The sequence below is a fragment of the Kribbella sp. NPDC050470 genome, from assembly GCF_044458365.1.
Classification (GTDB): Bacteria; Actinomycetota; Actinomycetes; order Propionibacteriales; family Kribbellaceae; genus Kribbella.
Window position 1 is genome coordinate 387,139 of record NZ_JBITHV010000001.1, and the last position, 23,106, is coordinate 410,244.

A 23,106-nucleotide genomic window follows, 5' to 3' on the forward strand; every position below is an offset into this window, starting at 1 on the left:
CATGAGAGTCGTCGACGTCAACCGGATCCTCGGGCCGGTGCCGGTGGGCGACGTGCCGAGCAGGGACGTCGCCGGGCTGGTCGCCGAGCTCGACCGGTTGGCGATCGACGCCGCCTGTGTCGTCCACTCGCACGCACTCCACTACGACCCGGTCGCGGCGGTCGTCGTACCCGGGCATCCACGGTTGACCAGCGTGCCGGTCGTCGTACCCGGGCCGTTGGGGACGGCGGTGCCGGCTGCGCGGATCGTGCGGATGTGTCCGGGCGAGCACCGGTTCGCGCCGGCCGGGCCGCAGGGGCTCGCGATGGCGCGGGAGCTTGCCGAGCGCAACATCACGGTCCTGCTCGGGTGGGAGTCGGCGTCGGCAGCCGAGATCCATCGGCTGGCGACTGCGGCCCCAGCGCTGCGGATCGTGCTGATCAACACGGGGTATCGGGCGCTGCGAGAGCTTGCCGACCTGATGGACGCGCACGCGCAGCTCAGGGTCGACACAGCGAGTCTGTGCGGGCATCTGCAGGTCGAGTGGATGGCCAACCGGTACGGCGCGCACCGCGTGCTGTTCGGCACCGGAGCCCCCGAGACGGACGACGCCGGGCCGCGGTTCCAGCTCGACCACCTCGAGTTGCCGGCCGCGGACGTCGAGCTGATTGCCGGGGGCAACGTCATGGACCTGCTCGGATGACCGGGATCATCGACGCTCACGGGCATCTCGGCGGCTGGTTCGCGTTCGCGATCGCGGACAGCTCGACCGAGAGCCTGCTCCGGGTGATGGACAGCTGCGGGGTCGACACCATGTGCGTGTCGCACCTGCTCGCGATCGGGCCGGACTCCCGGGCCGGCAACGCGCTGCTGCTGGACGAGCTCGCGAAGCATCCCGGCCGCTTCCTCGGGTACGCCGTCTACGACCCGCACGACCCCGAAGCGCCGGAGCGGACGGCCGACCTGCTCGCGCGACCTGGCGTGATCGGGCTGAAGCTGCACCCAGACACCCATCAGCACGAGCTGGACGGACCCGGGTATGCGCCCGCGTTCGAGCTCGCCGCTGAGCACGGTCGCATCGTGCTCTCGCACGGCATGAACGGCTCTCCGTGGTGCAGCCCGGAGCGGTTCGCGAACGTTGCCCCGCGCTATCCATCGGTCCAGCTGCTGATGGGTCATGCCGGCTTGTTCCCGGCCGGCCTGCCCGCGGCCGCTGAGGTCGCGATGCAGCACCCGAACGTCACGCTCGAGATCTGCAGCTCCCGGTTGACCGCGCGGCACGTGGCCTGGCTGGTCGACGCCGTCGGCGCGGATCGGATGGTGTTCGGCTCCGACGCGTTGTTCCTCGACCTGCGCGTCGGTCTGGGCCGGGTGCTGCTCGCGCCGATCACGCCCGCCGATCGCGACCAACTGCTGTCCGGCACCATGACACGGCTCCTGGAGGGATCGCGATGACGCTCGCTCTGCACGGCGGCACGCCGGTACGACGTACGCCCTGGCCGAGCTGGCCGCCTCCGGCGACGAAGGTGCAACGCGAACTGCTCCTTGAGGTCCTCGACAGCGGCGCCTGGGGAGCGACCTCGGGGACGAAGGTCAATGAGTTCACCGAGGCGTTCGCACGGTCGGTCGGTGCCCCGTACGGCGTGAGCGTCGTCAACGGGACCGTGGCACTCTTCCTGGCCCTGCGTGCACTCGGAGTCGGCCGGGACGACGAGGTGATCGTTCCCGCGTACACGTTCGTGGCCAGCGCGACCGCCGTCGTGCTCGCCGGCGCCCGGCCGGTGATCGCCGACATCACGCCGGACACGCTGCACCTGGACCCCGATGCGGTCGGGCCCCTGATCGGCCCGCGGACCAAGGCGATCATGCCCGTCCACCTGGCCGGCGCCCCGGCGGATGTGGAGGCGCTCAGGCAGTACGGCGTACCGATCGTCGAGGATGCCGCGCAGGCGCACGGCGCGAGGTGGCACGGCCGGCCGGTGGGCACGGCGGGCGATGCGGCGTGCTTCAGCTTTCAGTCCAGCAAGGCGATGACGGCCGGCGAGGGTGGGCTGATCGTCACGGCGGACGAGGAGGTGTACCGGCGGCTGTGGGCGTTCCACAACGTCGGACGCCGACTCGATGGTGGCTGGTACGAGCATCCTGACGTCGGATGGAACCTACGGATGACCGAGTTCCAGGCCGCCGTACTCCTGCCGCAGCTCGCCACCCTCGACGAGCAGGTCGCGACCCGGCAGCGCGCGGTCGCGTTTCTCGGGCAGCATCTGGACATCCTTCCGGAACCCGAAGGCACGACCCGGAGCAGTCACCATCTCGCACTGCTGCGGTACGGCGCGAACTGCAGCAAGGCCGACTTCGTCGAGGCGATGACGGCCGAGGGGGTGCCGCTGGACCTGGGGTATCGCTCGCTGTCGCGGGAGGCCGCGCTCAGCGCCTACACCGAGCTGAAGCCGTGTCCGGTCGCCGAGGCGGCCGAGGACTCGATCGTGTGGATCCGGCAGAGCCTGTTGATGGCGGACGAGGAGGCGCTCGCAGACATCGTCACCGCGGCCGCCAAGGTGGAGCGGGCCTTCAAGAGCCGGTGAGTACGCGGTGCACCGCAGTTGGAATGGACTGGGAATCCGTCAGTACGGCGGCGACATGACCATCCGGCCGGATCAGCCAGGACTCACCTGGACGTGCGCCGAGAACGGAAGCATCAAGGCCCAGCTCGGTCAGGCTGAGCACGCGGTGGGGAGCGGACGTCTCCAACCTGCTTGACCCAGTGGTTGTCAGCAGCAACAAGCCGTCGCGGACCAGTTCACGCAGGCGGCCGCCGGGGACGGGCGTGTCGGGGATGATGATGCCGGGACCGGGTGTGGGCAGTTGGCCGCGGGGTGGGCGGCCGGGGAACGGGCGGGTCGGATCCGGGGTGGTCAGCGGCGAGTCGACGTACCAGAAGGGTTCGGCGAAGCGGCCGGAGTCGACATCCGCGACCTTGGCCGGATCGGCGAGCGCGGCGTCGAGGAGGGCGCGCCGCCGGGTCCAGTGCGCCTTGTCCGGCGGCGCGAGGAAGCGCATGGTGGCGCTGGTGATCTCGAGGTTCTCCAAGGCAGCCGCGTGCCGCTCGTCGTGGTAGGTCTCGAGGAGTGTCTCGGGCGCCCAGCCGTGCAGGACGAACGCCAGCTTCCAGGCCGCGTTCTCGGCGTCCGGGACGCCTGAGTTCAGGCCGCGGGCGCCGAACGGCGCGTACAGGTGGGCGCAGTCCCCGGCGAGGAGCACCCGCCCGACCCGCATCCGGTCCGCGCACCGGGACTGGAACCGGTACACCGACTGCCAGACGAGCTCGTACGGGCGGTCGCCGAGGATCATCCGGATCCGCGCGTCCAGCCGCCCGTCGACGCGCTCGGCGTCCGCGTCGAAGTCCTCGGGCACCTGCCAGTCGATCCGGTACGTCGAGTCCGGGCACGGATGGATGAGGACCTGGCGATCGGGGTTCCAGACCGGGTCGAAGTAGAACCGCCGTTCGGTCTCCCAGCCCGGCAGGTCGGCCCGCAGGTCGCAGATCAGGAACCGGTCGTCGAAGCTCTCACCGGCGAACGTCACGCCGAGTTGCCGCCGCAGCGACTCCGCCTTCGCTCCGGCGCACAGGACGGCGTACGCAACCTGGAGCTCGTCGGAGCCGCACGTGAGCGTCACACCTGAGCTGTCCTGGGCGATCCCGGTGACCTCGTGGTTCCACCGGACGTCGATCAGCGGCTGGGCGGCGATGCACTCGTCGAGGATCTCCTCGGTGCGGCTCTGGGAGATGTTCACGCAGGCCGGCAGCGCCGAGCGGCCCGGATCCGCGAAGGACCAGGAGAACAGCTCGCGGTCGCGGTAGAACGTCCGGGCGGTGGTCCAGGCCAGGCCTTCGTGGACGATCCGGTCCGCGCCGACCGAGCACCAGATGTCGAGGACGTCGCGCTGCTGGCAGATCGACTTCGAGCCGACGGCCTCGCGACCGGGCCGCTGGTCGAGCAGGATCACCCGGAGACCCCAGCGGGCCAGCAGCAACGCGGTGGTCTGGCCGACCGGTCCATTGCCGATCACCGCGACCGGCGTGCCGTCATACAAGGCTGTCCCACACCTCGCGGTCGCGTTCCGCGGTCCAGATCCGCGGCCAGTCGATGCCGTCCAGCTCGTCCCACAACCGTTGTACGTCGAACGGCAGGCAGTGCTCGAAGATCGGCCAATGACCGTACTGCGGCGCCAAGGCAGCATGCGCGTCCTGGAACGCCTCGGCCACCGACCCACCCCGCGAATGCACCGCGCCGACCGTCTCCCGCAGCACGACCAGGAAGTGCCGGGTCTGCTCGATCGCGGCATCGACCGCCTCGCGTCCCCGCGGTACGGCGCCCCGTCCGCCGACCAACGCCTCGGCCTCGAACGCCTTCACCCGGTCGAGCGTCCCGGTCGACCAATCGGTGTGGAACGCGTCGCCGGTGTAGAGCGCGGCCTGTGCCTCTACCAGGTCGCCTGCGAACAGCACGCGCTGCTTCGGCAACCACGCGACGATGTCGCCGGCGGTGTGGCCGCGACCGCAGTACTGCAGGACGAGCTCACCACGCTGGCCGCCGAGGTCGATGGTCAGCTGGTCGGAGAACGTCACGTCCGGCCAGGTCAGGCCGGGGATCGAGGACGGCTCCTTGAACAGCCGCGGCATCCGCCCGAACTCGCTGTCCCAGTCCTCCCGGCCGCGTTCGGCGATGAGCTTGCGGGTGTTGTCGTGCGTGATGATCACGTCGGCCTCGAACGCGGACGCGCCGAGCACCCGGACCGCGTGATAGTGGCTGAGCACCAGGTACCGCACCGGCTTCGTGGTGTGCTCCCGCAGCTTGTCCAGCCACTCTCGCGCCGCCACCGGGGTCGCCCGCGCCTCGAACGCGACCACGAAGTCCTCGCCCTCGATCGCACCGACGTTCGGATCACCCTCGGCCGTCAGGGCATACACCCCCTCGGCCAGCACCTCGAGCGTCTCCGTCTTCGCAGCCAGGTCCCCCGAGGACGCAAACGACTTCATCTCGACCTCCACGACCGATTCCTGCCACACACCGTGACACCTACAGCGATCCCGGTAAAGGATCGACGTCATGAGTCCGAATGTCGTTGTCTTTCTGACCGATCAGCAGCGGTGGGACACGAGTGGTCTGCACGGGAATCCGGTGGGCCTGACGCCGAACCTGGATCGGGTGGGGCGGGCGGGGACGCACTTCGCCAACTCGTTCACGAATCAGCCCTTGTGTACTCCGGCGCGGGCGACGTTGCAGACCGGGCTCTACCCGACGACTGCGGGGCCGCACCGCAACGGCATCGCGTTGCCGGAGGACGCCAGGACGCTGGCACACCATTTCGGTGCCGCGGGCTACGAAACGGCGTACGTCGGGAAGTGGCACCTGGGCGACTCGTCGTCGCGTGGACCGGTCCGGCCGGAGCAGCGTGGGGGATACGAGCACTGGTTGGCCGCGAACGCGCTCGAGCACACGTCGGACTCCTACAACACCATCGTGTACGACGGCGCCGGCGCGCAGGTGAAGCTGCCCGGGTACCGCGTCGACGCCCTGACCGATGCCGCCATCCGGTACGTCGCCCAGCCGAAGGACCGCCCCTTCTTCCTGTTCCTGTCGTTGCTCGAACCGCATCACCAGAACCGCCGCGACGACTACCCGGCCCCGGAGGGCTACGAGGAGGCGTACCGCGGGGCGTGGACGCCGCCGGACCTGGCGACGCTCGGCGGGACGTCGTACCGGCAACTTCCCGGGTACTACGGGATGGTCAAGCGGATCGACGACGCGTACGGGCGGTTGCTCGACGCGCTCACCAGCCTCGGCTTGCGGGACGACACGATCGTGCTGTTCACCTCCGACCACGGGAACCACTTCAAGACGCGCAACTCCGAGTACAAGCGCTCGGTGCACGACGCCTCGATCCGGGTGCCGACCGTGGCCACCGGCGGCATCTTCACCGGGGGAGGACAGGTGACTCAGTTGCTCAGCCACGTCGACCTGCCGCCGACGCTGCTCGACGCCGCCGGGCTTCCGGTGCCTAAGGAGATGCAGGGCAGGTCCGCCGTACCGCTGCTGCACGACCGACGGACGGAGTGGGGTGTCGACGTGTTCGTCCAGGTCAGCGAGTCGGAGACGGCCCGCGCGGTGCGCACGCAGCGGTGGAAGTACGGCGTTGTCGCCCCGGACTGTGATCCCGCGGCACCCGGCGCCGACCGCTACGTCGAGACCTACCTGTTCGATCTGATGGCCGACCCGTACGAGCTCGACAACCTGATCGGCTACCGCTCACACGCCCACGTCGCCACGCGCCTGCGGGAACGCCTGGTTCGGCGGATGGTCGACGCCGGCGAACCAGCGCCGACGATCGATCTCAGCCCCGAGCGCGACTCCGGCCAGCTGGACCTCGAACCGGGCGAGGCGGATCTCTAGGACGTCAGGTCCTTGAAGGCGGCCAGCGCCCGCTGGATGTTCTCGATCGAGTTCGCGTACGAGAACCGCAGGTGGCCCTCGCCGTACACGCCGAACGCCGTCCCCGGGAGGCAGGCCACTCCGGCCTCCTCCAGCAACCGGTCGGCGAGCGTCGCCGCGGACTGGCCGAGCTCGGTGATGTTCGGGAAGGCGTAGAACGCGCCACCCGGCTCGACACACGAAACACCCGGTACGGCGTTCAGGCCCGAGACGATCACCTCGCGGCGCTCCCGGAACGCCTCCAGCATGGTGTCGACGTCGTCCCACGGACCTTCGAGGGCGGCGATCGCGGCGTGCTGGCTGAAGGCCGACGTACACGAGACCGAGTTGATCACCAGCCGGGTGATCGGCTCGACCAGCGGCCGCGGGAACACACCGAAGCCGAGCCGCCAGCCGGTCATCGCGAACGTCTTCGACCAGCCGTCGAGCAGGATCGTCCGATCCGCCATGCCCTCGAGGTCGAGGACGCTGTGGTGATCGCCGTCGTACCGCAGCGCCCAGTAGACCTCGTCGCTGAGCACCACCAGGTCGTGCCGGATCGCGATCTCGGCGATCGCCTCGAGCTGCTCGGGCGTCGAGGCGCTGCCGCACGGGTTGTGCGGGGAGTTCAGGATCAGCAGCTTGGTCCGGTCGGTGACCAGCGACGCGAGCTCCTCGGGGTCGATGACGAACCCGTTCTCCTCGCGCAGCGGCACCGGGACCGGCTTCGCGCCGGCGAACGACGCGATGGAGGCGTACATCGGGAAGCCCGGGTCCGGGTAGAGGACCTCGTCGCCCTCCTCGCACAGCGCCAGGATCGCGAAGAACATGATCGGCTTGGCGCCGGGCGTGACCAGCACCCGGTCGGGCGTGGTGGTCAGCCGGCCGGTGCGCTCCAGGAAGTCCGCCACCGCGGTCCGCAGCTCGGGGATCCCGGGGGCGGGCACGTAGTGGGTGTGGCCCTTGTCGATCGCCTGTTGCGCGGCGGCCGCGACGTGGGCCGGAGTGTCGAAGTCCGGCTCGCCGATCTCGAGGTGCACGATCTCCCGGCCGCTCGCCTCGAGCGCCTTGGCCTTGGCCAGCACCTCGAAGGCAGACTCGGTTCCAAGACGTTCCATCCGCCCAGCTAGTTTCACAACCCTGAGCCTAGTCCACCCCTTGGCCTCGCGCTGAAACCGATTGCCGCCGGTGCAATCATCGGGACCAACAGCTCGAGAAGGAGTGCGCATGGCACGGGTAGCGGTCACCGGAAGCAGCGGCAAGCTCGGTCGCGCGGTCGTCGACCACCTGGTGGACAACGGGTGGGACGTGGTCGCCCTGGACCAGGCGCCGCCGGCGCGGTCCGGGGTGACGTCGACGCGGGTCGACCTGACCGATTTCGGCCAGACCTACGAGGCGCTCGCCGGGATCGACGACCGGCACGACGGTGTCGACGCGGTGGTGCACCTGGCCGCGATCCCGGCGCCGGGGCTGCGGCCGAACGCGGCCACGTTCGAGAACAACATGGTCGCCACCTACAACGTGTTCTCGGCGGCGTTACGGGCCGGCGTGCGCAACATCGTGTGGGCGTCGAGTGAGACCGTGCTCGGACTGCCGTTCGACGAGTTCCCGCCGTACGTGCCGGTGGACGAGGAGTACGCGCCGCGGCCGAACAGCACGTACTCGCTCGTGAAGACGCTGGAGGAGGAGCTGGCCCGCCAGCTGGTCCGGTGGCACCCGGACCTCAAGCTGATCGGCCTGCGGTTCTCCAACGTGATGTACCCGGAGGACTACGCCGAGTTCCCCTCGTTCGACGCCGACGCCCGGTCACGCAAGTGGAACCTCTGGGGCTACATCGACGCCCGCGACGGCGCCCAGGCGGTCCGCAAGGCCCTCGAGTACGACGTCACCGGCACGGACGTGTTCATCATCGCAAACGCGGACACGGTGATGACGCGACCGAACGAGGAGCTCCTGGCCGAGGTCTTCCCCGGCGTGCCGGTGAAGCGGCCGTTCGGCCCGAACGAGACCCTGCTGTCCATCGACAAGGCCCGCAAGCTCCTCGGCTACGACCCCCAGCACTCCTGGCGAGACTGACTAGGCCGGTCCGAACGGGAACACCTTGTCCGGGTCGTACGTCGCGCGCACCTCGGCCAGCCGGGCGAACGTGTCCGCCGGCCAGCACGCCTCGTACGACCCGGGGAACGAGAAGGCGGCGTCGAAGTTGACGATCGCCTCGGTCGCGATCCAGTCGCGCAGGCCAGCCAGCACTCCGTCCACGACCCCTGGCAGCACCGTCTCGAACAGGCTCGGGTCGGGCACGCCGATCAGCACCAGGCTGTAGGCGCTGCTCCGCCCGCCGGCCGCGCTGCCTTCCGGCACGTCGCGGCTCATCGCGCCGCCCAGGCACCGGATCTCGAGCGCGATCAGCGGCAGCTGCTGCTGCGGACCGACCGCGTCGAGGAAGGCCGAGACGAACCCGGGGTCGACGTCGGTCAGCACCAGGCCGCGGTCGAACGCCGGGGTCGGGTCCTTCGGGTCGTTGTGGATGAGCGCGATGTCGGTGGCCGGCATCTCGCCGACGCCGTCGATGATCGCCGTACCGGCAGCCCGGATCGGCTGGAACAGGCGCTCGCCCTCGGCCGGGTCGCCGACGAAGGCGAACCGGACGCTGAGGACCGTCTTGCCGCGCAGCGGTTCCGGGATGACCTCGAGCGGCGGCAGCCGGAGGACCACGACCGAGGTGTTCGCGGTCGCGGGCAGCGTCTTGGTCCACGCGGCCCAGGCGCCGAACACGGCGGCGATGTCGTCGGCGTCGAAGAAGACCGAACCGCCGTACAGGGTGCTGAGCTCGACCAGCGCGAAGTCCATCGCGGTGACCAGGCCCAGACCGCCCTTGCCGCCGCGCAGCGCCCAGAACAGGTCAGGGTGCTCGGTCGCGCTCGCCGTCACGGCCTCGCTGTCGGCGGTGACCACCCGGAAGCTGCGCGCCCAGTCGGACGAGAAGCCGTACGTGCGCGACAGCGGTCCGACGCCACCGCCGAGCGTGTAGCCGATGCAGCCGACGGCGTCGGACGCGCCGATGACCGGCGCCAGCCCGTGCTCACCCGCGGCCGCGATCACGTCGGCCCACCGGCTGCCGGCCGCAATGTGCGCCAACTTGGCGTCTGCATCGACCGTGACACCGGTCAGGCGTGACGTGTTGATCAGGACCCCGTCGGTGATCGGCACCGGCGACCCGTGACCGGTCGCGAGCACGCGCACCGGCTTGCCGGCCTCGGCCGCGGCGCGCACCGCCGCCACCGCATCGGCCTCCGACGTGACTCCTACGGCAACCTCAGGACTGTGCTGCGCAGCCAGGTTGAACCCGGTGACCTCTTGCGCGTACCCGTCATCCTCCGGCGCCAGCACAGGCCCTTCGACCACACCCCGGAGTCTCTCCACCATGTCGGTCATGCGTTCTCCCCTCTCCGGTTCGCAGTCTTGTCCCCGAGGGGGTCAGACGATGCGGACGCGGAGACGGCGGAAGCCGCGGCCCTTGCTCTCCATCTTGACGACCTCCATCCGGCCGATCATCGCGGTGGAGGCGACGTGCGTGCCGCCGTCGGCCTGGGTGTCGAGCCCTTCGATGTCGACGATCCGGACCACCTCGATGTCCGGCGGCAGCAGGTTGGTGGCGGTCCGGATGATGTCCGGGATCGCGAACGCCTCGTCCCGCGGCAGGTTCGCCACGGTGATCCGGCGGTCGGTGCGGAACTCGGCGTTGACCGCCTCCGCCACCCGGTCCTTGAAGTCCGGCGGCACCTCGGCCAGGTCGAAGTCCATCCGGGCCGTCAGCGGCTCCATGTTCCCGCCGGTGACGAGCGCGCCGAAGTCGCGGAAGACCACCCCGGTCAGCACGTGCAGGCCGGAGTGCGTCCGCATCAGGTCGGTACGGCGTTCGTCGTCGAGCGCACCGCGGACGGCGGTGCCGACCGGCGGCGCCGGATCCTCCTCGTGCAGCACCAGGTACTGGTCGTCACCCTTCACCGTGCCGAGCACGCGGGTCCGCACCCCGCCCCACAGCAGCACACCGTGGTCCGGCGGCTGGCCACCGCCTCCGGGGTAGAACGCGGACCGGTCGAGCACGATGCCGCGGTCCGGGTCGACGCCGACGACGACCGCGTCCCACTCCCGCAGCGTCGCGTCGTCCAGGTCAAGCCGATGGGTGCCCATCCGCCGAATGTAGCAACGCAGTGCGAGCGGTTGACCCCAGCCGTGGCGGCCGCGATTCTCTTCTGAGAGGTGGGGGAGATGGGACAACGCAGTCCGCTGGTCACGCTCGCGGCCGCAGCCGTCGGGCTGGTCGCGCTGCTCGTCGTGAACAGCACCCAGACCGGCACCCTCGCGTCGCCGCCCGCCACCGCGCCTGCCACCGCCACTCCATCACCCGACGCGACCCAGACAACCCCGCCGCCCACTCCGACAGCCACACCGACCCAGCAGCAGGTCGTGGCCGTCTTCACCGGTCGTACGACGGGACGCGAAGCCACGCTCGCGATCGCGGTGAAGGGCGGTAAAGCAGTCGCGTACGTCTGCGACGGCCGCAGCGTCGAGGCCTGGCTGACCGGAACCCACGACGCCGGCCGTCTCGTGCTGCGCTCCAAGTCCGGTGATCGTCTGACCGCCATCCTGTCGGCCGAAGCCGTGACCGGCACAGTCACCGTCCGCGGCCGCCAACTCGCCTTCACCATCGACAAGGCCGACCCGCCGGCGGGCCTGTACCGCGCGCGGACCTCCAGCAACACCATCGGCTGGATCGTCCTGCCCGACGGCAGCCAGGTCGGTGTCGACAACGACGGCACCCCGGCCCCCGCGCCGCCACTCGACGCCGCCGGCGGTACGGCGACGGTCGGCGGCAGCCCGGTCACGGCCACGTCGATCACCGGCGACGAGACGTTCTGAGGAGAGCCATGACGACGACGGCGCCGGTCCGAGTCGCGAGCAGGGCCGTGATCCCGCTGTCCGTCGGCGCCGCAGTCGCCATCGTCCTCGGTGTCTACGGGCGGCTGCACGACCCGACCGGTGTCGCGATCAACGTGGCCGGCTTCTCCAGTCCACAGTCGGTGAAGGCATGGCTGGCAACGCTGGCCTTGCTGCTGGCCGTCGTACAACTCGTGTCGGCAGGGGCGTTGCTCGGGCACATCAAGGCGTTGTCGGGCCGGCGATGGGTCGGGCCGCTGCATCGATGGTCGGGGCGAGCCGCCATCGCGGTGACGCTGCCGGTGGTCGCGCACTGCCTGTACGCGCTGGGCTTCCGGTACGACGAACCGCGCGTGCTGATCCACTCCCTGCTGGGTTGCTTCTTCTACGGCGCGTTCGCGGCCAAGATGCTGACGCTGACCCGGAACGACCTGCCGCGCTGGCTGCTGCCGGCCCTCGGTGGAGCGGTCTTCACCGGCCTGGCCGGGCTGTGGCTGACCTCGTCGCTGTGGTTCCTCACCACTTTCGGCATCATTCGTTGAGAGGACCCGCCGTGGACGAACCGAGTCGCCGTACCGTCCTCGCCGCCGGTGCGGCCGCCGTCGCCGCGGTCGCCGGCTGCAGCACGTACGGCGAACCGCAGAGCCCGCCCGCCACCTCGGCTCCGGCCGGCGCGGTGCTCGCCAAGACCGCCGACGTACCGGTCGGCGGCGGCATCATCCACGCCGACAGCCAGACCGTCGTCACGCAGCCGACCGCGGGCACGTTCAAGGCGTTCACCTCGATCTGCACGCACCAGCAGTGCCCGGTCGCCAGTGTCGAGGGCGGCACGATCAACTGCGACTGCCACGGGAGCAAGTACGCGATCGCGGACGGGTCGGTGGTGAAGGACCCGGCGCCGGCGCCGCTGGCGGCCAAGCAGATCACCGTCTCCGGTGACTCCATCCAGCTTGCTTGAGCTCAAGTGCTCTTCAACTGACAAGCTTGCGGGCATGGTGGAGTTCGGAGTACAGGTCACGCCGACCGAGCAGGTCGGGCTGCATCGGGAATTGGTCGCGGCGGCCGACGAGGGCGGGGTCGATCTGATCGCGGTCCAGGACCACCCGTACGCGCCCAGCCACCTGGACGCGCTGACGGTGATCGGCGATCTGCTGGCGAGGACCGAGCGGCTGCGGTTCTTCCCGGATGTCGCGCCGCTCCCGCTGCGGCCGCCGGGCCTGCTGGCACAGTCGGCCGTGGCCCTCGACGTACTGTCCGGCGGGCGGTTCGAGCTCGGCCTGGGCGCCGGCGGGATCCCGCGGGGCATCACCGGCATCGGCGGTCCGGAGCGGACTCCGGGCGAAGCGCTCGAAGCACTCGAGGAGGGCATCGGGCTGCTCCGCCGGCTGTGGACCGGGTCCGACCGAGTGGTTGCTGATGGCAAGTACTACTCGCTGAACCTGCGCCCCGGCCCGCTGCCGGCGCACGACATCCAGATCTGGGTCGGCTCGGTCGGCCCGAGGTCGATGCGCCTCACCGGGCGGCTCGCCGACGGCTGGGCCGCGCCGATCCCGCACTACCTCCCGTACGACGCGTGGGCCGGAGCCAACGCGATCATCGACGAGGCGGCCAAGGCGGCCGGCCGGGATCCGTCGGACGTGCTCCGGATCGCACAGGTGGTCGGGACGATCACCGACGTACCCGGTGACACCGACACGACGCGCGGCGATGCGCCGCTGCGCGGCACCCCGGACCAGTGGGCCGAGTTCTTCGCGCGGCTGGCGACCGAGCAGCCGTTCCGGACGTTCGTCTTCTGGCCGGAGGAGCACAACCTGACCCAGATCACCCGGTTCGCGGCGGACGTCGTACCGGCGACGAAGGCGCTCCTGAGCTAGTTACCACGAGTGACGACGCACCGGATCAGGGGGGCGACTCGACGGTAATGCTTCCGGGCTGAAAACCTGTGCGCGCGGACGGCGATCCCTTCCGCACAACGCAAGGTGAGACACGGAGGCGGTCGATGTTCAAGCGTATCGCAGTGGTGAACCGGGGCGAGGCCGCGATGCGGCTGATCAACGCGGTGCGTGAGCTCAACGCCGAGGGCGGTGAGCCGATCGAGACGATCGCGCTGTTCACCGACGGTGAGCGCACCGCGACGTTCGTCCGCGAGGCCGACATCGCCTACCCGCTCGGCCCGGCCTCGGCCCGGCCGTACCTTGACCTGCAAGTGCTCGAGCGCGCCCTGCGCGAGACCGAGGCCGACGCGGCCTGGGTCGGCTGGGGCTTCGTCGCCGAGGACCCCGCCTTCGCGGAGCTCTGCGACCGGATCGGCGTCACCTTCATCGGCCCGCCGGCCGACGCGATGCGCAAGCTCGGCGACAAGATCGGATCCAAGCTGATCGCCGAGGAGGTCGGCGTACCGGTCGCGCCCTGGAGCCGTGGCGCCGTCGAGTCGCTGGACGCCGCCCTGGAGGCCGCCGCCTCGATCGGCTACCCGCTGATGCTGAAGGCCACCGCCGGCGGTGGCGGCCGCGGCATCCGGGTGATCCGGTCCGCGGAGGAACTGGAGGACGCGTACGCGCGGACCAGTGAGGAGGCCGCCCGTGCGTTCGGCAGCGGCGTGGTCTTCCTGGAGCGCCTCGTCACCGGTGCCCGGCACGTCGAGGTGCAGGTCATCGCAGACGGCCAGGGCACGGCGTGGGCGCTCGGCGTCCGCGACTGCTCGGTGCAAAGGCGCAACCAGAAGGTGATCGAGGAGTCCGCCTCCCCGCTGCTGTCCGCCTCGCAGGTCGACGACCTGAAGGCATCCGCCGAGCGGCTGGCCCTCGCGGTCGGCTACCGCGGCGCTGCGACCGTCGAGTTCCTGTATCACCCAGGCGACAAGACGTTCGCGTTCCTGGAGGTCAACACCCGGCTGCAGGTCGAGCACCCGATCACCGAGCTGACCACCGACTTCGACCTGGTGAAGGCCCAGGTGCACGTCGCCTCGGGCAGCCGGCTGGACGGCGGCAAGCCGGCCGAGACCGGCCACGCCGTCGAGGCGCGGCTGAACGCCGAGGACCCGGACCGCGACTTCGCGCCGTCGCCGGGCCGGATCGCCGTACTGGATCTGCCCGCCGGACCTGGGGTGCGGGTCGACACCGGAGTGAGCGCGGGGGACAGCATCCCGGCCGACTTCGACTCGATGATCGCGAAGATCATCGCCTACGGCCGGACCCGGGACGAGGCGCTCGCGCGGCTGCGCCGGGCGGTGGCCGCGACCACCGTGCTGATCGAGGGCGGCACCACCAACAAGAGCTTCATCCTCGAGCTGCTGGACCAGCCCGAGGTGATCGACGGCAGCGCCGACACCGGCTGGATCGACCGGGTCCGCGGTGAGGGCCGACTGGTCTCGCACCGGCACTCCGGGGTCGCGCTGGTCGCGGCGGCGATCGAGGGCTACGAGGAGGCCGAGCAGGTCGAGCGGGCGCGATTGCTGGAGACCGCCCACGGCGGCCGGCCGCAGGTGCAGCACGAGGTGGGTCGCGCGATCGACCTGAAGCTGCGCGGCGTCGGGTACCGGGTGACGGTCGCGCGGATCGGCCCGGACCGGTTCCGGGTCGGCGTCGGCAGCGGTGACACGTTCAAGGTCGTGGACGCCGAGCTGGAGCGGCTGGACTCCTACACCGGACGGCTGGTCGTCGGCGGGCAGCGGTTCCGGCTGGTCACCGCCACGCACGGGCCGGTGCACCTCGTCGAGGTGGACGGTGTCACGCACCGGGTGAGCCGCGACGAGGGCGGCGTACTGCGTTCGCCCGCACCGGCGCTCGTGGTCGCGACGCCGATCCAGAGTGGCAATGTGGTCGAGGCCGGCGCGCCGGTGCTCGTGCTCGAGAGCATGAAGATGGAGACGGTGCTGAACGCGCCGTTCAAGGCCACCGTCAAGGAGTTGCTCGTCGCCACCGGCAGCCAGGTCGAGACCGGCGCGCCGCTGGTCCGGCTGGAGCCGGTCGCGGACGACGGCGCGGCGGAGGAGGCTGCGCCGGTCGAGAACGGCGTGAAGCTGGACCTGCCGAACGGGTCGGGGGAGAAGTCGGCGGCCGAGCGCGCCGAGCGCGGGTTGGACGACCTGCGCAGCATGCTGCTCGGGTTCGACATCGACCCGCGGGACGAAGGCGGCATGCTGGCCGACTACCTGACCGCGCGATCCGAGCTGACCGAGCCGCCGGTGAACGCCGAGATCGACCTGCTGCAGGTGTTCGCGGACTTCGCCGAGCTGAGCCGCAACCGGCCCGCCGGTGAGGAGATCAGCACCGAGAACCGGGTGCACAGCCCGCGCGAGCACTTCCACGCCTACCTGCAGAGCCTGGACCCGGAGCGGGGTGGCCTGCCGGCCGAGTTCCAGTCCCGCCTCAGCCGGGTGCTCAGCCATTACGGGGTGACCGAGTTCGAGCGCAGTACCGAGCTGGAAGAAGCGGTCTTCCGGATCTTCCTTGCCCAGCAGCGGTCCACGCCGGACGTGCTGCTCGTGACGTCGGTGCTGCAGCGCTGGATCGCCGAGCCGCGCCCGGCGGCGCCAGTGGACGAGGGCGCGCACGAGCTGCTGGACCGGTTGGTGCTGGCCACGCAGCTGCGCTTCCCGGTGATCGGCGACCTGGCCCGAAGCGTGCGCTTCCGCTGGTTCGACCAACCGCTGGTGGACGCGGACCGCATCTCGGTGCTGGCGGGTGTCAGCGACGAGGTCGCGGCGCTGGCCGCGGACCCGGCGGCGCCGAACCGCAAGGAGCGGGTCGACGCGCTGGCGGCGATTCCCGAGCCGATCGTCCGCTTCCTGGCCGAGCGCGTGGAGCACGGCTGGGGCGAACGGGAGCCGATGCTCGAGGTGCTGATCCGCCGGCACTACCGCGAGTACGAGCTGCACGACCTGCGGGAGTTCGCCGTCGACGGCCGGCCGTTCGCGACCGCGGACTACTCGATCGACGACCGCCTCAGCCACCTGGTCACCACGGTCGGCACCGTGGCCGAGCTGGCCGACCCGAACAGCGCGCTGGTCCAGGCGCTGACTGCGCAGGTCGACGCCCGCCCGGCCGGACACGAGGCAGTCGCCGAGCTGTACCTGCACGGCCCGGACGTGCCCGAAGGCCAGCAGGAGGCGTCGGATCACCTCCGCGACTTGGTCGACGCCCTCCCGGTCTCCCAGCACGTACGGCGTTTCACCGTCGCAGTCGCACCGGGTCAGGGCGGACCGGTCTCGTACTTCACCTACCGCCCGGCCGCCGGCACGGTGACCGAGGACGACAACGTCCGCGGCGTGCACCCGATGGTCGGCCGCCGGCTGACCCTGTGGCGGCTGCACGACTTCCGGATCACCCGGCTGGACGCGCCCGAGGACGTCCTGCTCTACCACTGCGTCGCCCGCGACAACGAGGCCGACCAGCGGCTCGTCGCGCTCGCCCAGGTCCGCCAGTTCGCGGTGGTCCGGGACGAGGACGGCCAGGTGACCTCGTTGCCGCACGCCGAGCGGGCGATCGCGAACTGCCTGGAGGCGATCCGCCGGGCCCGCACCGAGCGCGGCGCGGCCGGGGCGAAGCTCGACATGAACCACGTCTGGGTGCACATCTGGCCCGAGATCAAGGCCCAGGTCGACGAGCTGACCGCTCTGCGCCGCAACATCGCCCCGCTGACTGCCGGCGCCGGGATCGAGGAGGTCCTGGTCCAGGGCCGGGTGCTGACCCCGGACGACTCGGTCAACCTGCTCGCCGCGCGGTTCTACTACCAGCCCGGCGCAGGTGTCGTGACGTCGGTCGAGCAGCCGCCGACCGAGCGCCTGATGCCGCTCGACGACTACGCGCAGAAGGTCCAGCGCTCCCGCCGCCGCAACACGGTCTACCCGTATGAGGTGGCCGGGATGGTGTCCGGTCCGGGCGGCAGCTGGACGGAGTACGACTTGGACGACACCGGCGCCCTGGTGCCGGTGGAGCGTCCGCGGGGTCTGAACAAGGCCGGCCTGATCGCCGGTGTGGTCACCACGCCGACAGCGCGCCACCCGGAGGGCGTGACTCGCGTCGTACTCAGCGGTGACCCCACCAAGGCGCTCGGTGCGGTGGCCGAGGGGGAGTGCTCGCGGATCATCGCGGCCCTCGACCTGGCCGAGCGGATGCGGGTGCCGGTCGAGTGGTACTCGCTGTCCGCCGGGGCCCGGATCTCGATGGACTCCGGCACCGAGAACATGGACTGGGTCGCGAAGGCGCTGAAGCGGATCGTCGAGTTCACCCAGGACGGCGGCGAGATCAACATCGTCGTGGCCGGCATCAACGTCGGCGCGCAGCCGTACTGGAACGCCGAGGCGACCATGCTGATGCACACCAAGGGCATCCTGGTGATGACGCCGGACAGCGCGATGGTGCTGACCGGCAAGCAGTCGCTGGACTTCTCCGGCGGCGTGTCCGCCGAGGACAACTTCGGCATCGGCGGCTACGACCGGGTGATGGGCCCGAACGGCCAGGCGCAGTACTGGGCTCCCGACCTCAAGGGCGCGCGGGACGTGCTGATGGCGCACTACGACCACACGTACGTCGTCGCCGGCGAGGACGGGCCGCGACGGGCCGAGACGTCGGACCCGGTGAACCGCGACGTGACGACGTACCCCCACAACGTGGTCGGCAGCGACTTCCGCACCGTCGGCGAGATCTTCTCCGCCGTGACCAACCCGGAGCGCAAGAAGGCGTTCGATATCCGCACGCTGATGCGGTCCGTCACCGACCAGGACCACCCGGTGCTCGAGCGCTGGGCCGGGATGGCCGACGCGGACACCGCGGTGGTGCAGGACGCCCGCCTCGGCGGGTACCCGGTCTGCCTGCTCGGGATCGAGTCCCGGTCGGTCCCGCGCCGGGGCTTCCCGCCCGCGGACGGCCCGGACACCTACACCGCGGGCACGCTGTTCCCGCGGTCGTCGAAGAAGGCGGCCCGCGCGATCAACGCGGCCAGCGGGAACCGGCCGCTGGTGGTGCTGGCCAACCTGTCCGGCTTCGACGGCTCACCCGACTCGATGCGCAACCTGCAACTGGAGTACGGCGCCGAGATCGGCCGGGCGATCGTGAACTTCCGGGGCCCGATCGTGTTCTGCGTGGTGTCGCGCTACCACGGCGGCGCGTTCGTGGTGTTCTCGAAGGCGCTGAACCCGTCGATGACGGTGCTCGCGGTCGAGGGCTCGTTCGCGTCGGTGATCGGCGGCGCGCCGGCGGCCGCGGTCGTGTTCGCCGCTGAGGTCAACTCCCGGACCGCTGCCGACCCGCGGGTCGCGGCACTGGCCGAGCGGGTCCGGGAGGCCAGCGGCGCCGAGCGGGCCGCCTTGGCGACCGAGCTGGAAGAAGTGCGGACCGCCGTACGGGCCGAGAAGCTCGGTGAGGTGGCGACCGGGTTCGACCGGGTGCACAGCATCCAGCGGGCCGTCGAGGTCGGCTCCGTCGACGCGGTGATCAGCGCGGCCGAGCTGCGACCGCGGCTGATCGAGGCAATCGCCGCTGGCCTGGCACGAGGTGAGCAGCCCACTTAACCTGGAGGTATGCACGCCGACAGGGGCGGTGGCAGCAAGCTCCGCGCACTGGTGACCTTCCTCATCGTGAGCGTGATGTCGGGTGCGCTGGCGGCGGGGCTGGCGATCCCGTTCGCCGGGCTGGCCGGGGTCGGCAGCGAGAAGGCCGTCGAGACCGTGCAGACGCTGCCGCGGGAGCTGGAGATCGAGCCGGTCGCCGTCCGCAGCCGGATCCTGGCCGCGGACGGCACCCTGATCGCCACGCTGTACGAGCAGAACCGGGTGCCGGTGTCGCTGAGCTACATCAGCCCGATCATGCGCAAGGCGATCGTCGCGATCGAGGACTCGCGGTTCTACGAGCACGGCGCGTTGGATCTGAAGGGCACGCTGCGCGCGATGCTGCGCAACCAGACCGAGGGCGAGGTGCAGCAGGGCGGATCGAGCATCACCCAGCAGTACGTGAAGCTCAGCCTGGTCGAGAAGGCCAGGACCGCGGAGGAGCGGCACCGCGCCACCGCGGTGACCTACGAGCGCAAGCTGACCGAGCTGCGCTACGCGATCGCGGTCGAGAGCCAGTACTCCAAGGACGAGATCCTCGAGCGGTACCTGAACGTGGTCAACTTCGGCGACGGCGCATACGGCGTCCAGGCCGCCGCGCAGCACTACTTCCGGACCTCGGCCAAGAACCTCACCCTCGCCCAGGCCGCGATGCTGGCCGGCCTGGTGAAGAACCCGACCGGCTACGACCCGACCAACAACATGGCCCGGGCCAAGGCCCGCCGCGACCTGGTGATCCGGCGGATGCTCGAGCTGCGCGTCATCTCGGTGCACCAGGCGAACCAGGCGCTGAAGACCCCGGTGATCGACCCGGCGCGGATCCTCAAGGTGCCGAACGGCTGCGCGAGCTCGAAGTACCCGTTCTACTGCGAGTACGTCGTCTCCAAGCTGCTGCAGAACCCGGCCCTCGGCCGGACCCCCAAGGACCGCGAGCATTACCTGAAGACCGGCGGCCTGACCGTGACCACGTCGCTGGACCGGCGGATGCAGAAGGCCGCGCAGGCGTCGATCGAGGAGCACACCAGGCGCACCGACAGCGCGATCGCGGCGATCACCATCGTCGAGCCCGGCACCGGCCTGGTGAAGGCGATGGTGCAGAGCCGGGAGTACGGGCGCGGCGCCTACCAGACCGCGTACAACTACAACGTCGAGAAGTCCTACGCGGGCGGGTTCGGCGGCTTCCAGAACGGCTCGACGATGAAGGCGTTCACCCTCGCGGCCGCGATCTCCCGGGGCATCCCGCTGGACTACCGGATCAACTCACCGCAGCAGATCAACCTGAGCGGCAAGCGGTTCCAGACCTGCTCGGGCTGGACCAGGGACCCGGACTACAACCCGCAGAACTCGACCCGCGGCGGCAACCTGACGCTGGTCGAGGCGACCCGCTACTCGACGAACACCTACTTCCTGCAACTGTCACAGCGCGTCGGCCTCTGCGCGATCGGCAAGACCGCGCAGGCGCTGGGCATGTACAACGGGCAGACCCTGGAGCCGCTGGACCAGGTCATCTCGATGACGCTCGGCGTCGGCTACGTGACGCCGTTGATGCTGTCCAACGCCTACGCGACGTTCGCCGCGCGCGGCAAGTACTGCAAGCCGCTGCTGGTCGTCTCGGTCGAGGACAAGTCCCGCCGCCCGGTCGACACCCCGGGCATCGAGTGCAAGCAGGCGCTGCGGCCGGAAGTCGCCGACGGCGTGAACCGGGTGCTCAGCGCGGTGATGGAGCCGGGCGGCACCGGCGGCCGGCTGAACTTCGGCAACTGGGACCTGGCCGGCAAGACCGGCACCATCCAGGAGAACAAGGCCGTCTGGTACGCCGGTTACGCGCCCAACCTGGCTGCGGCAGCAGTCGTGGCCGACGCGAACCTGCCGTACACGAACCTGATGTACCGCCACACCCTGGACGGCCAGGACATCTCCGACCCGACCGGCTCCGGCACCGCCGGCCCGCTCTGGCAGACCGCGATGCAGAACGCGCTCGACGGCATGCCGCTGAAGCGGTTCGTCGCGCCCCGGGCCACCGCCGTCGCGGGCGACCGCAAGGAGATCCCGCCGGTCAACGGGATGAACCCCGACGACGCCGAGGATCGCCTGCGCCAGGCCGGCTTCGACGTCGCGATCGCCGAGGACCTGGTCGACTCGCCCGAGAACGAAGGCACCGTCGCCTACACCGACCCGAGATCGCGCGAAGGCGCGCCCGAGGGCTCGCTGATCACCATCCACCTGTCCAACGGCGACGGTTAGCTCGCGTGCCCGTGGTCCGGGGCCACGTCCAGCGACGGGTTCCGGTCGAAGAAGCCGAACGGCTTGAGCCAGAAGGCGATCGTGTCGGCCGGCATCACCGGCCAGTCCTCGACCCGGGTGACGTGGTGGATGCCGAACACGTACCAGAGCACCACGTCGGTGTTCTCCAGCGACTCGTCGTCGGCGATCCACTGCGTCATCCCGTCGTCGGTCGTCGACTGCGTCGGGTAGGCGCCGCACGGCCAGCGTTCCTCGTCGTGGTGCCGGGTCACCCACACCGTGTGCCCGATCACCGGCGCCCGCCGGAACTGGGGAGTCGCCGGATCCATCAGCGGCGGGATCGAGGCGCTCGGCACCAGCTTGTACGCCGGATGGGTGCCCAAGGCGTTCACCCGGTTCGGGTTGACCACTTTCCAGGACCGTTGGCCGGCCCAGTTGAAGTCGCGGGCAGCCTCGGACTCGGACCGGATCGGGGTGGACTCGGTGACCACGGCCAAGCCGTACGGGTTGTCGTCGGACACAGGGAGCGCGCGCGAGTCGACCTCGTGCACGGTGTTCCCGTCGCCGTCCACGTCGAGGTCGAGCCGCGCGACCAGGAAGTGCTGGTGGAACGGCGCATACGTTTGCTTGTCCACCACCGTGCCCGTCGCCGGTGCGGAGCCGTCGGCGGCGAACGGAGTGGTCACCATCAGCCCGGTCGCGCGCACCTCGCACTCGATGTTGCCGTCCTGGTAGAAGCGCCAGTAGACCAAGTACTCGTAGTTCGCGACGGTGACGTGACACGACACGACCAGCCGGCGCATTCGCCGTACCTCGGCGCCGGTGGTGTGGTCGACGTGCTTCCACAGCACGCCGCTGTCCTCCTCGTGCAGGCAGATCGCGTTCGGGATCGGATAGGGCTCACCGTGGCTGTCGTGCAGTACGGCGTCCAGGTAGACGATCTCGCCGAGACAGTCGCAGCCGAGCTCGAGCGAGGTGGTCATGAAGCCGAGACCCCACTCGCCGATGTCGAACGCGGTCCGGCGGTAGTGGTCGAAGGACGCGTCCCGGTAGGGGACCATCAGCTCCGCGAACGACATCCGGTAGGCGATGTCGCGGCCGCCGTACTGCACCTGGTAGATGACCGGGCCCTCGCGGTAGTTGAAGCCGAGCCGCAGCGTCCAGTTCTGCCAGCTGAGCCCGTTGCCGTCGAGGGCGAACGAGACGCCTTCGGGCTGGGTGATGTGCAGCGGTTTCAGGTCGGCGCGGAACGGGCCGGCGGCGTACTCCGCGGTGACCTCGGGCTGGCCGTGGTTGTGGTCGTTCTCGAGCTCGAGCAGCTCGAGGGTGTTCATGTCGACGACGACCTTGAGCCCGGACACCGGATGCGCGTACGGGTTGCCCTCGGGAGTCTCGCGGTACCAGATGTCGCACCAGCCGAGCCGGCGGTCGCGGTACTTCGCCGGCATCAGGGCCTTGCCGTAGGTCCACACCTCGATCAGCACCAGCGACAGGTCGGTGACTCCGCGTTCGGCCAGCGCGGCGATCACGTCCGGGTGCGCCCGCATCGCCTCGTCGACCTCGTGGTACTCGTCGACGGTGAAGTTCGGGGTCGCACCGGGCACGTGGGTCCAGGACTCCACCCGGTCGTCGATCAGGTCGACGACGCCTTCCCAGGCCTGGTTGTCGGCCCGGTTCCACAGTACGGCGAACGCCGTCCGCGGAATCGGATCACCCGGACGCCAGGTGCGGACCACCGGCTTGGCCGGCTCGAGCAGCTCGATCGCGGCGAACCGCCAGGACCCGCCGAGCTCCTTGTCCCGGCGCAGGATCGCCGCGGTCCGGCGGAACTCGTCCGCGTCCAGCGGGTCCAGCGGATGCGTCGCCATGGGCTTCTCCTCGTCAGTGCGGCGGGCCTAGATTGAAGGAACCTGGGGGCGA

The 23,106-nt window shown here is 70.4% G+C and carries 16 protein-coding genes and 1 pseudogene; 11 read left to right on the forward strand and 6 right to left on the reverse strand.

The features are described 5' to 3' along the window. Nucleotide 1 precedes the first annotated feature (1 nt). Genes ACIBGM_RS01735 through ACIBGM_RS01745 form a run of 3 tightly spaced genes read left to right on the forward strand, consistent with a single transcriptional unit; the run spans nt 2 to nt 2,564 of the window. On the forward strand, nt 2–682 hold the full coding sequence (locus ACIBGM_RS01735) for an amidohydrolase family protein (RefSeq protein WP_396384152.1): 681 nt from the start codon (nt 2–4) through the stop codon (nt 680–682). Further along, nucleotides 679–1,434, forward strand: a complete 756-nt coding sequence (locus ACIBGM_RS01740) for an amidohydrolase family protein (RefSeq protein WP_396384153.1) — start codon at nt 679–681, stop codon at nt 1,432–1,434. The genes ACIBGM_RS01735 and ACIBGM_RS01740 overlap by 4 nt, the downstream gene beginning before the upstream one ends. Next, entirely contained in the window at nt 1,431–2,564 is a 1,134-nt protein-coding gene (locus ACIBGM_RS01745) for a DegT/DnrJ/EryC1/StrS family aminotransferase (protein ID WP_396384154.1), read from the forward strand. Before ACIBGM_RS01740 ends, ACIBGM_RS01745 begins: the two co-directional genes overlap by 4 nt. On the opposite strand, the gene ACIBGM_RS01750 is transcribed toward ACIBGM_RS01745, so the two are convergent. Both ACIBGM_RS01750 and ACIBGM_RS01755 read right to left on the reverse strand, forming a co-directional pair. Then, complete coding sequence (locus ACIBGM_RS01750; RefSeq protein ID WP_396384155.1) at nt 2,551–4,074, reverse strand: FAD-dependent monooxygenase; 1,524 nt, start codon at nt 4,072–4,074, stop codon at nt 2,551–2,553. The two genes, ACIBGM_RS01745 and ACIBGM_RS01750, sit on opposite strands and share 14 nt — an antisense overlap. After that, on the reverse strand, nt 4,067–5,020 hold the full coding sequence (locus ACIBGM_RS01755) for an MBL fold metallo-hydrolase (RefSeq protein ID WP_360515487.1): 954 nt from the start codon (nt 5,018–5,020) through the stop codon (nt 4,067–4,069). The genes ACIBGM_RS01750 and ACIBGM_RS01755 overlap by 8 nt, the downstream gene beginning before the upstream one ends. Nucleotides 5,021–5,090: 70 nt before the next feature. On the opposite strand from ACIBGM_RS01755, the gene ACIBGM_RS01760 reads away from it, so the two are divergent. Next, nucleotides 5,091–6,434: a sulfatase-like hydrolase/transferase gene (locus ACIBGM_RS01760; RefSeq protein WP_396384156.1), complete on the forward strand. Its 1,344-nt coding sequence runs from the start codon at nt 5,091–5,093 to the stop codon at nt 6,432–6,434. Here ACIBGM_RS01760 and ACIBGM_RS01765 read toward each other — a convergent pair. After that, on the reverse strand, nt 6,431–7,570 hold the full coding sequence (locus ACIBGM_RS01765; RefSeq protein WP_360515493.1) for a pyridoxal phosphate-dependent aminotransferase: 1,140 nt from the start codon (nt 7,568–7,570) through the stop codon (nt 6,431–6,433). The genes ACIBGM_RS01760 and ACIBGM_RS01765 overlap by 4 nt on opposite strands. Nucleotides 7,571–7,679: 109 nt before the next feature. On the opposite strand from ACIBGM_RS01765, the gene ACIBGM_RS01770 reads away from it, so the two are divergent. Next, nucleotides 7,680–8,528 (forward strand): NAD-dependent epimerase/dehydratase family protein, encoded by an 849-nt coding sequence (locus tag ACIBGM_RS01770; protein ID WP_396384157.1) that lies wholly within the window; start codon nt 7,680–7,682, stop codon nt 8,526–8,528. Here the strand turns inward: ACIBGM_RS01770 and ACIBGM_RS01775 are convergent, their stop codons facing one another. Beyond that, nucleotides 8,529–9,887 carry an FAD-binding oxidoreductase gene (locus ACIBGM_RS01775; protein WP_396384158.1) on the reverse strand — a complete coding sequence of 453 codons (1,359 nt, stop codon included), beginning with the start codon at nt 9,885–9,887 and terminating at the stop codon, nt 8,529–8,531. It abuts the gene before it with no gap. 42 nt (nt 9,888–9,929) lie between these two features. Continuing rightward, the gene (locus ACIBGM_RS01780) at nt 9,930–10,646 is read right to left on the reverse strand and encodes an alanyl-tRNA editing protein (RefSeq protein ID WP_396384159.1); all 717 of its coding nucleotides are present in this window, start codon (nt 10,644–10,646) and stop codon (nt 9,930–9,932) included. Nucleotides 10,647–10,724: 78 nt separating this feature from the next. Here ACIBGM_RS01780 and ACIBGM_RS01785 point away from each other — a divergent pair, with 78 nt between their 5' ends. The 6 genes from ACIBGM_RS01785 to ACIBGM_RS01810 all read left to right on the forward strand — a co-directional run bounded on the left by ACIBGM_RS01785 (nt 10,725) and on the right by ACIBGM_RS01810 (nt 21,186). After that, nucleotides 10,725–11,375 carry a hypothetical protein gene (locus tag ACIBGM_RS01785; protein WP_360515505.1) on the forward strand — a complete coding sequence of 217 codons (651 nt, stop codon included), beginning with the start codon at nt 10,725–10,727 and terminating at the stop codon, nt 11,373–11,375. 8 nt (nt 11,376–11,383) lie between these two features. After that, nucleotides 11,384–11,935, forward strand: coding sequence for a DUF6529 family protein (locus tag ACIBGM_RS01790; protein ID WP_396384160.1), 552 nt, complete (start codon nt 11,384–11,386; stop codon nt 11,933–11,935). Between the two features lie 11 nt (nt 11,936–11,946). After that, entirely contained in the window at nt 11,947–12,351 is a 405-nt protein-coding gene (locus ACIBGM_RS01795; protein ID WP_396384161.1) for a Rieske (2Fe-2S) protein, read from the forward strand. 34 nt (nt 12,352–12,385) lie between these two features. Beyond that, on the forward strand, nt 12,386–13,267 hold the full coding sequence (locus ACIBGM_RS01800; RefSeq protein ID WP_396384162.1) for an LLM class flavin-dependent oxidoreductase: 882 nt from the start codon (nt 12,386–12,388) through the stop codon (nt 13,265–13,267). Nucleotides 13,268–13,392: 125 nt separating this feature from the next. Beyond that, nucleotides 13,393–18,906: a carboxyl transferase domain-containing protein gene (locus ACIBGM_RS01805; RefSeq protein WP_396384163.1), complete on the forward strand. Its 5,514-nt coding sequence runs from the start codon at nt 13,393–13,395 to the stop codon at nt 18,904–18,906. Nucleotides 18,907–18,915: 9 nt separating this feature from the next. Further along, nucleotides 18,916–21,186, forward strand: a complete 2,271-nt coding sequence (locus ACIBGM_RS01810; RefSeq protein WP_396384164.1) for a penicillin-binding protein — start codon at nt 18,916–18,918, stop codon at nt 21,184–21,186. Here the strand turns inward: ACIBGM_RS01810 and ACIBGM_RS01815 are convergent. Next, nucleotides 21,183–23,057: pseudogene (locus tag ACIBGM_RS01815) on the reverse strand (primary-amine oxidase); the annotation flags it as partial. The gene ACIBGM_RS01810 and the pseudogene ACIBGM_RS01815 overlap by 4 nt on opposite strands. Nucleotides 23,058–23,106: the final 49 nt, after the last annotated feature.

What these genes read in the sequence shown, in the direction of transcription:
- ACIBGM_RS01745 (WP_396384154.1), top strand. Translation starts at nt 1,431, where the DNA reads ATGACGCTCGCTCTGCACGGCGGCACGCCGGTACGACGTACGCCCTGG.
- ACIBGM_RS01760 (WP_396384156.1), top strand. Translation starts at nt 5,091, where the DNA reads ATGAGTCCGAATGTCGTTGTCTTTCTGACCGATCAGCAGCGGTGGGAC.
- ACIBGM_RS01785 (WP_360515505.1), top strand. Translation starts at nt 10,725, where the DNA reads ATGGGACAACGCAGTCCGCTGGTCACGCTCGCGGCCGCAGCCGTCGGG.
- ACIBGM_RS01765 (WP_360515493.1), bottom strand. Translation starts at nt 7,570, where the DNA reads ATGGAACGTCTTGGAACCGAGTCTGCCTTCGAGGTGCTGGCCAAGGCC.
- ACIBGM_RS01775 (WP_396384158.1), bottom strand. Translation starts at nt 9,887, where the DNA reads ATGACCGACATGGTGGAGAGACTCCGGGGTGTGGTCGAAGGGCCTGTG.
- ACIBGM_RS01790 (WP_396384160.1), top strand. Translation starts at nt 11,384, where the DNA reads ATGACGACGACGGCGCCGGTCCGAGTCGCGAGCAGGGCCGTGATCCCG.
- ACIBGM_RS01800 (WP_396384162.1), top strand. Translation starts at nt 12,386, where the DNA reads ATGGTGGAGTTCGGAGTACAGGTCACGCCGACCGAGCAGGTCGGGCTG.
- ACIBGM_RS01770 (WP_396384157.1), top strand. Translation starts at nt 7,680, where the DNA reads ATGGCACGGGTAGCGGTCACCGGAAGCAGCGGCAAGCTCGGTCGCGCG.
- ACIBGM_RS01805 (WP_396384163.1), top strand. Translation starts at nt 13,393, where the DNA reads ATGTTCAAGCGTATCGCAGTGGTGAACCGGGGCGAGGCCGCGATGCGG.
- ACIBGM_RS01810 (WP_396384164.1), top strand. Translation starts at nt 18,916, where the DNA reads ATGCACGCCGACAGGGGCGGTGGCAGCAAGCTCCGCGCACTGGTGACC.
- ACIBGM_RS01740 (WP_396384153.1), top strand. Translation starts at nt 679, where the DNA reads ATGACCGGGATCATCGACGCTCACGGGCATCTCGGCGGCTGGTTCGCG.
- ACIBGM_RS01735 (WP_396384152.1), top strand. Translation starts at nt 2, where the DNA reads ATGAGAGTCGTCGACGTCAACCGGATCCTCGGGCCGGTGCCGGTGGGC.
- ACIBGM_RS01755 (WP_360515487.1), bottom strand. Translation starts at nt 5,020, where the DNA reads ATGAAGTCGTTTGCGTCCTCGGGGGACCTGGCTGCGAAGACGGAGACG.
- ACIBGM_RS01780 (WP_396384159.1), bottom strand. Translation starts at nt 10,646, where the DNA reads ATGGGCACCCATCGGCTTGACCTGGACGACGCGACGCTGCGGGAGTGG.